The organism is Brachyspira suanatina (genome assembly GCF_001049755.1).
Classification (GTDB): domain Bacteria; phylum Spirochaetota; class Brachyspiria; order Brachyspirales; family Brachyspiraceae; genus Brachyspira; species Brachyspira suanatina.
Genome location: NZ_CVLB01000001.1, coordinates 1,619,598 through 1,632,111 on the forward strand (window position 1 = coordinate 1,619,598; position 12,514 = coordinate 1,632,111).

Below are 12,514 nucleotides of genomic sequence, written 5' to 3' on the forward strand. Positions count from 1 at the left end.
ATTATTTTGAAAATAAGAATAATATTATTATAATTTAATTATAAAATATGTCAATACATGATAAAATTTTTATTAATTTAGTTTGATAAAATATAAACTTTAATAAATATTATTAATTTACAGATATAAAAATATTAAAAAGATATTACAATTTAAAATTACAGAAAATAAGTTTTTTCAATTTATACCAAAAAATTGCTTTATTTCATGGGCCACTTTATCGATATCATTTTCATTAATTCTTCTATGTTCTTCTCTTCTAAACCAAGTTAATTGTCTTTTTGCAAAATTTCTTGTACGTTTTTTTATAAGTTCAATAGTATCTTCTAAACTCATTGATTCATTTATTAAATAATCATAAATTTCTTTATAACCTATAGCCTGCATTGATGTATAACTATTGTCTATACCCATATCAATAATTTTTTTTACCTCATCAAGCAAACCTTTTTCGAACATTATATCAACTCTTTTATTAATATTATCATAAAGAGTTTCTCTATCAATATCAATAACATAGCTTAAATAATCCAAATCAATAACAGGCTTTCTTAATTTTTTTAATTCTGAGAATTTTTTTCCTGTATTATAATAAACTTCCAAAGCCCTTACAACTCGTCTTGCATTGAATCTGTCTATATTCTCTGCCGCTTCTTTATCAATATCTAAAAGCTCTGAATATAAACTTTCAAGCCCATATTTATCTATTCTTTCATAAAGCTCTTTTCTTATTTTTTGAGATGCTTCCTGATTATCATTTTCCTCATCAAAGATACCATATTTAATAGCATCTATATAAAATCCTGTACCTCCTACACCGAATATAGGAACATTATCTATGCTTTCTATTACATTTTTAAATATATCAAGATATTCTTTTATATTGAAATTGACTGAAGGTTCTAATATGTCAACCATTTTATAATTGTATTTTTTTATTTCTTGAGGGGAAGGTTTGGCAGAGCCTATATCCATATATCTATAAACCTGTATAGAGTCTATAGATATTATGGCGGCATTATTAAAATATTGATCTATCAATTTATGAGCAAAACTGCTTTTACCTGAAGCTGTTGCTCCTGATATAAATACGATCTTTTTCACTATTTATTTATTCATCTTTTTTCTTTGAAGATTTTTTCTTCTTTTTTGATTTTTCTTCATCTTCAGAATAATCATCATCATAATCATCATCAGAATCGGCAACTACATATTCAGATTCGTTTTCTTCTTCTACAGTATCATCTTCTGAAGCATACTCATTTTCATCATAAGAAACTTCAGAATGCTTAAAAGGTGCTTCTTCATCTACTGTCATATCTACACCATCTTCATATTCATACTTAATTTTTCCGTCAAGTATGTTTTTCATAACAGTAGGTATATATTTTCCGCCTCTGTATTTAGTTTCACCTTTAAGAAGAGTACCGCCGTTTTTAGCCAATTCAATCATAGCTTTGCTAAGTTCATAGCGATTACCCTTATATTCTATAAGTTTTTCTAACGGTATTATACCCATATATTAAACTCCATATATTTTAAATTTATAATTTTGAATTGATTGCTTCTTCTAATTTTTTATAAGCTTCTTCAACATCATCATTTTCTATAATGATATCAAATTTATCTTTATATTCTAATTCTCTTTTGGCATCCCAAATTCTGAGTTTTATGCTTTCTTCAGTTTCAGTTCCCCTATCCTCAAGCCTTTTTTTAAGAATTTCCATAGAAGGAGGAGTTATGAATATATAATTAGCATCTATTCCCTTGCTTTTTATATATAAGGCACCTTGAATATCTATATCAAGTATCAAAATATTATTTTCATCATCAGCTTTTTCTAATTCTTTGAATGATGTTCCATAATAATTATCATGAACCAATGCCCATTCTATGAAATCTCCATCTGATATCATTTGTTCAAATTTTTCTTTATCTACAAAATAATAATCTTTGCCGTCTACTTCATTTTCTCTTTTAGGTCTAGTGGTATACGAAACACTAAAAACTGCATTAGAATGATTAGCCATATACTTTTTTATTAAAGTAGTTTTACCGGCTGCCGAAGGGGCTGTAATAACAACGATATTGCTCATAATACACCAAATATAGAATTGCAACTTATTATATTATATAAATAAAAATATTTCAAGTTTTATATAAAAAATATTCATATATTAGTAATTAAAACATAATATAATAAAAAAACAATACATATAACACAAAAAAATAACTAAATTTGCTTAAAAATTTATTTTTGCATAAAAATGTTATATTAATTGATATTTATTTATTTTAATGTATAATAAGTCAAGTTTAAAAATCAAGGAGTAAATTATGTCGGATATCAGAGTTCGTTTCGCTCCATCTCCAACAGGTTTTTTACATATAGGAAACGCTAGAACTGCATTATTCAACTGGTTATATGCCAAAGCTATAAAAGGAAAATTAATTCTAAGAATAGAAGACACAGATCAGGAAAGAAGCACTAAAGAAGCTGTTGATATGGCTATAAAATCATTGAAATGGCTTGGTATAGATTGGGATGAAGGCCCTGAAGTTGGCGGGGATTATGGTCCCTATTTTCAGTCTGAAAGACTAGATATATACAAAAAATATACTGAAAAACTTATGGAAGAAGGAAAAGCATACTATTGTTTTTGTACTTCTGAAGAATTAGAGAAAAAATCTAATATGCAGAGAACTCTTAATCAGCCTATTATTTATGATGGTAAATGTAGAGATATACCTTTAGAAGAGGCTAAAAGAAGAGTAGCAAATGGAGAGCCTGCTAAAATTAGATTCAGAGTACCAAAGAATCAAATAGTAACTTTTGATGACTTTGTTAGAGGAATAGTAAAAACTAATAGTGATGAAATAGGAGATATCATAATAGTAAGAGAAAATGGATTCCCTACATATAACTATGCAGTTGTTATAGATGATATGTTAATGAAAATTACACATGTTATTAGAGGAGAAGACCATATATCAAATACTCCTAAGCAGATACTAATTTATGAGGCATTAGGTGCTGAAGTACCTAGATTTGCACATACTTCTTCAATACTTGGTAATGACAGAAAGAAATTGTCAAAAAGACATGGTGCTGCTACTTTAATGGAATACAAAGATGAAGGATTCCTTCCTCAGGCTATGAGAAACTTCTTGGCTTTACTTGGATGGACTCACCCTGAAGCTATGGAAACTATGGTTGATGATGATATGATTAAAGCATTTAAATTAGACAGATTCTCTAAAAGCCCTGCTATTTTTGATACTGCTAAATTAAGACATTTGAATGCTTGGCATATAAAAAATATGAATTTAGATGAAGTTACAGAGTTGTTTATTCCATATTTGGTTAATGGCGGTTTCTTAAAAGAAAATTATACAGAAGAAGAACATGCTTGGGCTAAAAAACTTGTTTCTGTTATAAGACATAACTGTGTTGTTTTATCCGACATTGTAAAATATGTTCCTGTATTCTTTGAAAATGATTTTGAGCTTACTGATGAAATGAAAGAAATGGTAAATAAAGAAGAAAGCAAAAAACTTCTTCAGTTTATCAAAAATGATATAGAAAATACTGATGAAATTACTGATGAATATATGAAAGCTTTAATCAAAAAAGCACAGAAAGAAACAGGATTAAAAGGTCCTAATCTATATCACCCAATAAGATATGTATTGACAGGAAGTTCTGCCGGAAGCGAATTATCACATATATGTGAACTTCTAGGCAAAAAAAATGTTCTTTACAGATTATCTAAGTATATTTAATAATAATTGGGGTAAAATATGATTAATGGTAAACCTTTAATACTTGCTGTAGATGATGAAGAACCTATTAGGGATCTTATAAAATACACTTTTGAACCTCATGATTTTGAAATTGTTACAGCAGAAAATGGTAAATCAGCAATAACTATATTAGAGCATAATCCTGTCGATGTTATAATCACAGATTTGCTTATGCCTTCTATGACTGGACTTGCTCTTATAAGAGAGATGAAAAAAAGAAAAAGCTCCATACCTATTATAATAATTACAGCTTATGGTAATACTGAAATGGTAAAAGAGATAATAGCAGAGGGAGTATTCAGACTCATAGAAAAACCATTAGATTTTGATACTTTAATTCCTATAGTACATGAAGCTATAGAATACAAAAAAGATCAGGAAAATAAATAATAAAATTTATTACTAATAAAAATAAAAAACAAATAAAGGCTTGAGTTTAATAATAACTTAAGCCTTTTGTTTATATATTGACATATAGTAACATTAATATATAATATATTATATGAATAATATAATTTTTATAATAAGCTCCAAGCTCCAAGCTCCAAGCTCCAAGCTCCAAGCTCCAAGCTCCAAGCTCCAAGCTCCAAGCTCCAAGCTCCAAGCTCCAAGCTCCAAGCTCCAAGCTCCAAGCTCCAAGCTCCAAGCTCCAAGCTCCAAGCTATAAATTTATAATTTTCAATAATAATATTAATAATTCATCAATCAAAAATACACAATTAATAAAATACTGCATTTCTTTTGTCGTTGCAAAAATTTTAATTAATAAAAATTTAATAAATATATTTTTTAAGGGGAAAATATGAAAAAACTTTTTACAACATTAATAATGTTATTAACTTTATTAACAATTAGCTGTTCAAATAAATCTACAGCTCCTACAAACAATGATAACAACAACAATAATAATGTCAGTCATTCACAATCATTTACTGGTAATAATTTCCAGTTTGGTACATTTGGTAATGTTTCTGCTTTATCAATAAATGAAGACGGAAGTATTTATATGAATATGGATAATGTTTTATTAACATTAAAAAAAGAAATGGTTACTAAAAAATCTGATTCACAGTACACAATAAAAGGACAAATGCCTACTATAAAATATGATGCTTCATCAGCCGCTTTACAGTCAGTAATGCTTTCTCAAAAAGCTGCTGATATGAATACGGTAGATGTTTCACTTAATTTAAGCGGTACAAGTTTATCATTATCCGGACAAGTTAATAGTGATAATGTAAATGCTAATTTAAAAGAAGTAAGCGGATATATACCAAATGATTATGTTGGTGTATATTATATAGGTGATGATAAAAATAATACTGAAATTGAAATAAGGTCTGATGGTTATATAACTATGAAAGGAAAGCAAGATGGTATTGTTGTTGTAGAACAAGAATATACTGATAAATTAATAAAGTTATCTGAAAATGAATATATATTAAATCATAATTCTGCCAAAAGAAATATACCAAGCACTGGTACAATAAGTTTTGCTGATGCAGAAAGTATTGTAATAACAGAAGCTGAAAAATATTATAATATATCTCAAAAATCTACTCTAAAATTTGAAAATAATACTATGACAATGACAGGTCAAGGATTAACAGCTACTTATAAAGATGTAAATACTATAGGAAAATATATTGAAGAAGTTGCAAAAGACAGATCATATACAAACAAAATTGACTATTCATTATTTACATTAAAGTTAGAATCAGCAACTACTAGCACATTTAATAAAAAATAATAAATTATATAAACTAACAATAATAAAAGGCTTGAGTTAATTCAAAATTGAAAGCCTTTTATATATTAGTTATATATGAGCATTAATAAATAATAGTTAATAAATAAAATATATTTTTAAGGGGAAAAATATGAAAAAACTTTCACTTACTCTAATAACGCTATTATCTATATTAAGCATTGGCTGTGAAAAGAAACCTACAGAACCTACAAACAATAATAACAATAATGCCAATCATTCACAATCTTTTACAGGCAATTTCACGTTTGGAACATTTGGAAATGCTTCTGCATTATTTATTAATGAAGATGGAAGTATTTATATGAATATGGAAAATGGATTATTAACAATAAAAAAAGAAATGGTTACTAAAATATCAGATTCACAATATACAATAAAAGGTCAAATGCCTACTATAAAATATGACGCTTCATAAGCAACTTCAAAATCAATAATGTTTGCTCAAAATGCTGCTGATATGAATGCAATAGATGTTTCACTTAATTTAAGCGGCAAGAGTTTATCATTATCTGGACAAGTTAATAATAATAATGTTAATGCTAATTTAATAGAAATAAGCGGATATATACCAAATGATTATGTAGGTATATATTATGATGAAAATTCACAAGGATATGGATTTGAAATTAAATCTGATGGAATGGTTACTAAGATACAAGTACAAAATAATATTGTTATATATTATGAAAAGTATACTGAAAAATTAATAAAGTTATCTGAAAATGAATATATATTGAATCCATCGTCTTTAAAAAAGAATATACCATCTACAATAGATCCTTCTACAGCAGAAGGTTTGATATTTGATGAAGCTGAAAAATACTATAATATGTATGAAAAATATACTTTAAAATTTGAAAATAACAATATACTTAAAATGACAAGACAGCCTTTAACCGGGACTCATAAAGATATATCAGCAATAGAAAATGATATTAATGAAGTAATAAAAAATATAGAACATCTAAAACAAATTGATTATTCATTATTCACATTAAAGTTAGAATCACAAACTACTGACACATTTACTAAAAAATAATAAATTATATCAACTAGCAATAATGAAAGACTTGAGTTCATAAAAAACCCAAGCCTTTATTAATTTAACAGATTTAAATAATTAATATTATTTATTATTAATCTACAATATTTTCTATTTTCTCTCCTGCTTCATCTAAAGCTTTTTCAGCCTTTTCACCGGCTTTTTCTATTTTGTCTCCAGCTTTATCTATTGAATTTTCTATCTTGTCAGTAACTTTGTCTATACTTTTTTCAACTTTATCATCTTCACAAGATATAAAAATCATTGATAATACAATACAACAAATAAAAATAATTTTTTTCATAAGAGTTTACTCCATTTTGATTTATTTCAATAATAAAAATATTATTTATTCAGCCAATGAACAATAAAGAATAGCCCAATATGTATTTTTAGCATTCTTATATATTCCAATACCAATATGAGTATAATCCATATCTAATATAGAAGATGAATCGCTTGGATCTTTAATCATAGCTTTAAAAATACCGCTCGCTGTTTCATATCCTGTTCTTATAGATTCGCCATAATATGCTACTCTTATACCATTTTCTGAAAATATAGTATGCATTTCACTTCCGTCAGGTCTTTTAGATTCAAAAACTTTTGATATCTCTTCTGCCCTAATAGCTGCTGCATTTTGTAAATCTTCATTTGTTTGATATGCTTCAAGTCCTGCTTTTTGCCTTTCTTCATTTATTAAATCAAGAAGTTTTGCTGACTGCTCAGGGTCTTGAGAAAATAAAGGCAATGCTAAAAATAAAATACTAAATGTAATTAAAATAATTTTTTTCATAATAAAGTCCTAAAAAAGTTTATATGATATAAAATCATTATCAATTATAATCGTAAAACATTTTATACAACTTTTTTACATTAAATAACCGCCGCTTTTTTCCAAAACTTCAGCATATTTTTTTACACCAGTATTAACATTCATAAAAGGCTTATCATAACCAGCTGCTCTAAGTTTTTTCAAATCTGCCTGAGTATATTTTTGATATTTACCTTTCAAAACATCTGGGAATGCTATATATTCTATTTCAGCTGATTTATAAACTTCTTTTAATGCCTTAGCTATTTCAACAAAACTTTCAGCATTTCCTGTACCGCAGTTGAATATTCCAGACTTATCAGGATTTGCAAAAAAGAAATTATTAACAGATATAACATCATCTACATGTATAAAATCTCTTAAGAAATTCTCGCTTCCTTCAAATATTTTCATTCTCTCACCTGCTTTTATCTGATTGAATAAATGAAAAGCAACAGAAGCCATTTTTCCTTTATGATTTTCCTGCGGTCCGTAAACATTAAAATATCTAAGTCCTACAACCTGACTATTTACTTTATTTTCTTTAAATAATTTATTTAGATATCTGTCGAATTGATATTTTGAAAAAGCATAAACATTCAAAGGATATTCATTTTTTTCATCTTCTTCAAAACCATTTTCACCATTTCCATATACAGAGGCACTTGAAGCATATAAGAATCTTATTTTCTTATCCAAACAAACATGAAGAATATTTTTTGTATATTCATAATTATTTTTCATCATATATTTACCGTCTGTTTCCATAGTATCAGAACAAGCACCCTGATGAAATATTGCCTCAACTTTATTATTATTTACAAATGAAGTTAAATAATCTAAAGTGAAATCTTCTTTATCAATATAGTCTTTAAATTTAATTCTATTTAAATTCTTATGTTTAGAAGCGTTTTTCAAATTATCAACTATTAATATATCATCAATTCCTAAATTGTTTAATCCTCTTACTATATTAGAACCTATAAATCCGGCTCCTCCTGTTACTATAATCATATTAAATCCTCCGATTTTTATTATTTTATATTAACTATTAATTTTTTTGATAATATTAGTAGTAGAATATCCATCAACAAAGTCAATGAGTACTGTTTCTTTTGAATATTCTCTGCCTACAACATTTTCTATTTTATAATCTCCACCCTTTACTAAAATATCCGGCTTTACTATTTTTATTAATTCAAGAGGCGTATCCTCATCGAATATAGATATATAAGTAATACATTCCAAAGCAGCTAAAACTATGGCTCTGTCAATTTCATTATTTATAGGTCTGTCATTTCCTTTTAAACGCTTTACTGAATCGTCACTATTAAGCCCTAGAATAAGCAAATCACCAAGTTCCCTAGCCTTCTGTAAATATTCCACATGTCCGCGATGAAGTATATCAAAACAACCGTTTGTAAATACTATTTTTTTATTTTCTTCTCTATATTTATTTAATACAGTATCTAAATTATTTCTTTCTATCAGTTTTTTATTTATCATTATTGATTTATTCCAATTTTATATTTATTTAATTAATTATATCATGTAACATATTAATAACAAGAATTAAAATATTATATTCAATTTTTATACTCTAAAAAAGAAATAAGTTCTATATGATAAGTATCAGCAAACATATCTATAATATTTAAATCCAATAAATTATAATGCTCTTTCAATAAATTAATATCACGTGCAAAAGTCATAGGATCGCATGAAACATATATAATTTTTTTTGGCTTGATTCTTATTATTTCATTTATTACTTTTTTATCAATTCCTTCTCTAGGCGGATCAACTATCAAAGCATCAATATCATAATCAATATTTTTTAATGTTATTAATGCATCTTCATTTTTTATATCAAAACCATATTTATTTGCTATAAGCACAGAGTCTTTATTTATCTCTGAAGCTACAAATTTATAATTATTATTAGAACTTCTATTATCCAATTTATTTTTTAAAGCAGATGTAAAAAATCCGCTTCCGGCATAAAGCTCAACTATAGTACTATCATCATCATTCAAATATTTAATAACATTATACTGAAAATCATCAAGAAGATATAAATTGCTTTGAAAAAATGTTTTATGCCCTATTGGTATATTACCGTATTTAGTTTTATAGAGTATAGTATCACTTCCGTAACTTTTAATGTTTTTATTATGCTTTACTGTTATTCCTTTAAAATATTTTTCAAAACATTTTATATTTATTTTTTTATTAAGTTCAATAAATGCAAGAGCTTCGTCATTGTTATTTTCTATTGCATAAATACTTCCTGTAATATTATTTTCAGAAGCAATTTTTTTTATCTTTTCAAATAGACTTTCTTTTAAAATAATACATTCATCAATATTTACAAACTCATTGCTTTTAAATCTATAAAAACCAATTTTACCATTATTTGCTATCATATTAACTCTAAGTCTGTAATGAAAATTATTTCCGTAAATTATTTGTATATCTTTATTAAAGTCAATATTTCTAATAGCATTTAAAACAACATTCTTTTTTATATCTAATTGTTTATTATATTCTATATGATTAAATAAACATCCTCCGCAAATACCTGAATACTTGCATTTTGGTTTTATTCTAAACTTGGAAGATTCTATTATTTTATTTATAGATGCATAAGAAAATTTTTTACTTTCTTTAGTTATAGTGATATCTAATATATCGCCTTCAACACTATGGGCTACAAATATAACCTTTCCATTTTCATCTTTAGCAATTCCATATCCGCCATAAGCAGTATCAATAATTTTAACTTTCATAAAATTTATATTAAAGTTTTTCTATTTCCTCTATAGTTAATCCTGTATTTTCACTTATAAATTTCTTATCTAAACCTGATTTTTTAAGACTTCTAGCTATAATAAAGCTTTATTTTTTTCTCATTGTTCAATACCTTCTTTTATACCTTGCTGAATACCTATTTCTATACCTTCTTTTTTTCCTTCTTCTCTCTCATATTGAAGCATAGCAGCCTGTCCATAAAGAAAAGTGTCTCTTTCATTATAGGCAGACATCTCTTTTTCATCGGCTACAAATCTTTTATATTTATCCATAACTTTTGACATTATATCATTACCTCCTGCAAGTTTATTAATATCTTTTTCTAAATCTTTTGTTGTAAAAAAATCAATCCAAGATAAAAGTTTATTTTTATTATAGTCATCTATACTAGTATTTTTTAATATTTCTGCAAACCTCTTAATCTATATAAAATGTATCTGAAAATCGTCCAGTCTAAGGCTAGGATTGTTAATATCAGCAAATGTTAAACATTTATGTTCTTTTCTTATATCAGTTTCATTTCCTATATCTAAATTAAAATTTATAAAACTAATACTAATCATTTGGCTTATATTAATGTATAAATCACTTTCTTTTAATTCTAAAGCTATATTTTTAGCTATATAATATTCTTTTTATAAAGTTATTATTTCCAACTAGTTGTATTTCAATAAGTATTTTCTTACCGTCTTTAGTTTTTGCTTTAACATCAAGAATAGACTCTTTTAAATTTTCATTTTCAGGTAAGTTATAAGGATTAATAATTTCAAGATTACTGATAGATTCAAGACCTGCATCATTCAAAACAGCATTAACAATATTTTCTAAAATATCCTCATCTCCCTCTTTTCCGATTAGGTATCGTACAAATAAATCATTAAGTCTATTAATCTCTTTCATAATACTATTATAATAAAAACATAATAAATTGTCAAAGAAGTATAATATTATAAACTTAGAAATAATCAGAAAAATAAACCTGTTCTTTAGGTATAATAGATTCTAATAAATTTATTCCTTTTATGCTTGATTCTATTCTTCCGATTCTATACAGATAAGAAGGAGATTTATAACTCATAAGCATTGTTGTAAGAGTTTGAATATTCATTCTTATAATGTATCTGTCTTTACCGTTTCTTTTATATTCTTTATTAAGTCTTTTACAAACAGTATTTTTGTTTTCGTCCCAATAAATTAAAAAACTTCCATTATTCCATTTAGCCATATTATCTTTTATTATTAAATTGATTTTTTTATTTTTAGGCTTTCTTAAAAATGGATAATCATTAATGAATCCTTTAACATCAGTAATTCTTGCCATTATATAAGGTCTTATAGTTTCTTTTATTTCGCTGTCTTCGAGTAAAAATGCAATAGGTTCATTAGTATAATTATAACCATGAACTTTATCCACCATAGAGAAATGTGCTGATATATAATTCCAAAGTCCAAGCCTAGCCTCAAAATTAAGATAAACAATTTCTTTTATATGAAAAATATCATTTTCTATTACATAAACTAAAAAACCTTTAGCCTCTTCTTTTTCATTATAATATATAGCCACTATAGTATCATCTACATCCCATCTCCAATACTCTTCCCATTCTAAATCTCCTCTAATCAAAGCACCATGTCTTGTATGAGAAAACTCATTATAAAGCTCTATTAAATCCTCACTGTCGGAAGCGACTCTCTCTACCCTGCCCTTATTAGTTATAGTTTTAGGAAGCTGAGTGTCTTTTATTTCAAAACTCATCTTATCAGAAATAATTTCCCACCCTTTTCTTCTATAGAATGGTATTGAATAAGGATATAATACGGATATAGTCTGACCTTCTTTTTTCATGTTCTCAATACTCTTTATCATTAAATCATTCATAAGTCCTAGATTAGAATATTCAGGATAAGTGGCAACACCAGTAATACCAGCCATTTTATATATAACGCCATGTATATTCATTCTCATAGGATAAACAGCAATTTGAGAAGCTAACTTTTCACCGTCAAACCAGCCTAAAACTTTAGCCTTGCTTAATACGGCAGATTTAGCCTGTTTTATTTCATCAATCTCATAACCAAGATTTATAAGTTCATTATTGCTCACTTGAAATGCATATCTTAATAAATTATTAAAATCATCTAAATCTTCTAATGTTAAATATCTTATTCTAAATTTATTTTTCTTTTTCTTTATTATATTTTCTTTAGAATCTTCTTTATTATGATGAGTACTCATAAATTTTACCTATATTTTACATAATACATAGTTAAT

At 26.2% G+C, this 12,514-nt stretch carries 15 protein-coding genes and 1 pseudogene; 5 read left to right on the top strand and 11 right to left on the bottom strand.

Translation table 11 applies throughout. The features are described 5' to 3' along the window. Positions 1-177 precede the first annotated feature (177 nt). From miaA to gmk, 3 genes are read right to left on the bottom strand one after another with little or no spacing between them, the layout of a single operon-like run. Positions 178-1,104 (bottom strand): tRNA (adenosine(37)-N6)-dimethylallyltransferase MiaA, encoded by a 927-nt coding sequence (gene miaA / locus BRSU_RS06965; protein WP_048594592.1) that lies wholly within the window; start codon positions 1,102-1,104, stop codon positions 178-180. 7 nt (positions 1,105-1,111) lie between these two features. Continuing rightward, a complete protein-coding gene (locus BRSU_RS06970) occupies positions 1,112-1,519 on the bottom strand; it encodes a hypothetical protein (protein WP_048594593.1) in 408 nt (135 codons plus the stop codon). Between the two features lie 25 nt (positions 1,520-1,544). Then, positions 1,545-2,096, bottom strand: a complete 552-nt coding sequence (gmk, locus tag BRSU_RS06975) for a guanylate kinase (RefSeq protein WP_048594595.1) — start codon at positions 2,094-2,096, stop codon at positions 1,545-1,547. Between the two features lie 241 nt (positions 2,097-2,337). Here gmk and gltX point away from each other — a divergent pair, with 241 nt between their 5' ends. Then, entirely contained in the window at positions 2,338-3,783 is a 1,446-nt protein-coding gene (gltX, locus tag BRSU_RS06980; protein WP_048594597.1) for a glutamate--tRNA ligase, read from the top strand. A gap of 18 nt (positions 3,784-3,801) precedes the next feature. Beyond that, positions 3,802-4,194 carry a response regulator gene (locus BRSU_RS06985; RefSeq protein WP_048594599.1) on the top strand — a complete coding sequence of 131 codons (393 nt, stop codon included), beginning with the start codon at positions 3,802-3,804 and terminating at the stop codon, positions 4,192-4,194. Positions 4,195-4,322: 128 nt separating this feature from the next. On the opposite strand, the gene BRSU_RS15015 is transcribed toward BRSU_RS06985, so the two are convergent. Beyond that, positions 4,323-4,457 (bottom strand): hypothetical protein, encoded by a 135-nt coding sequence (locus tag BRSU_RS15015; RefSeq protein WP_280642052.1) that lies wholly within the window; start codon positions 4,455-4,457, stop codon positions 4,323-4,325. Between the two features lie 149 nt (positions 4,458-4,606). Here BRSU_RS15015 and BRSU_RS06990 point away from each other — a divergent pair, with 149 nt between their 5' ends. From BRSU_RS06990 to BRSU_RS06995, 3 genes are all read left to right on the top strand, one after another. After that, positions 4,607-5,554, top strand: coding sequence for a hypothetical protein (locus BRSU_RS06990; RefSeq protein ID WP_048594601.1), 948 nt, complete (start codon positions 4,607-4,609; stop codon positions 5,552-5,554). Between the two features lie 130 nt (positions 5,555-5,684). Continuing rightward, on the top strand, positions 5,685-5,990 hold the full coding sequence (locus tag BRSU_RS14805; protein WP_245158058.1) for a hypothetical protein: 306 nt from the start codon (positions 5,685-5,687) through the stop codon (positions 5,988-5,990). A gap of 18 nt (positions 5,991-6,008) precedes the next feature. Next, a complete protein-coding gene (locus tag BRSU_RS06995; RefSeq protein WP_245158059.1) occupies positions 6,009-6,614 on the top strand; it encodes a hypothetical protein in 606 nt (201 codons plus the stop codon). Positions 6,615-6,711: 97 nt separating this feature from the next. Here BRSU_RS06995 and BRSU_RS07000 read toward each other — a convergent pair whose 3' ends face one another. From BRSU_RS07000 to BRSU_RS07030, 7 genes and pseudogenes are all read right to left on the bottom strand, one after another. After that, complete coding sequence (locus BRSU_RS07000) at positions 6,712-6,921, bottom strand: hypothetical protein (protein WP_048594602.1); 210 nt, start codon at positions 6,919-6,921, stop codon at positions 6,712-6,714. Between the two features lie 45 nt (positions 6,922-6,966). Further along, positions 6,967-7,413, bottom strand: coding sequence for a CAP domain-containing protein (locus tag BRSU_RS07005; protein ID WP_048594604.1), 447 nt, complete (start codon positions 7,411-7,413; stop codon positions 6,967-6,969). 75 nt (positions 7,414-7,488) lie between these two features. After that, positions 7,489-8,445, bottom strand: coding sequence for an ADP-glyceromanno-heptose 6-epimerase (gene rfaD / locus BRSU_RS07010; protein ID WP_048594605.1), 957 nt, complete (start codon positions 8,443-8,445; stop codon positions 7,489-7,491). Between the two features lie 30 nt (positions 8,446-8,475). Continuing rightward, complete coding sequence (gene rfaE2, locus BRSU_RS07015) at positions 8,476-8,937, bottom strand: D-glycero-beta-D-manno-heptose 1-phosphate adenylyltransferase (protein ID WP_048594606.1); 462 nt, start codon at positions 8,935-8,937, stop codon at positions 8,476-8,478. Positions 8,938-9,017: 80 nt separating this feature from the next. Next, on the bottom strand, positions 9,018-10,220 hold the full coding sequence (locus BRSU_RS07020) for a class I SAM-dependent RNA methyltransferase (RefSeq protein WP_048594608.1): 1,203 nt from the start codon (positions 10,218-10,220) through the stop codon (positions 9,018-9,020). Between the two features lie 10 nt (positions 10,221-10,230). Continuing rightward, positions 10,231-11,142, bottom strand: a pseudogene (locus BRSU_RS07025) (Rpn family recombination-promoting nuclease/putative transposase). 55 nt (positions 11,143-11,197) lie between these two features. Then, entirely contained in the window at positions 11,198-12,478 is a 1,281-nt protein-coding gene (locus BRSU_RS07030) for a GNAT family N-acetyltransferase (RefSeq protein WP_048594610.1), read from the bottom strand. Positions 12,479-12,514: the final 36 nt, after the last annotated feature.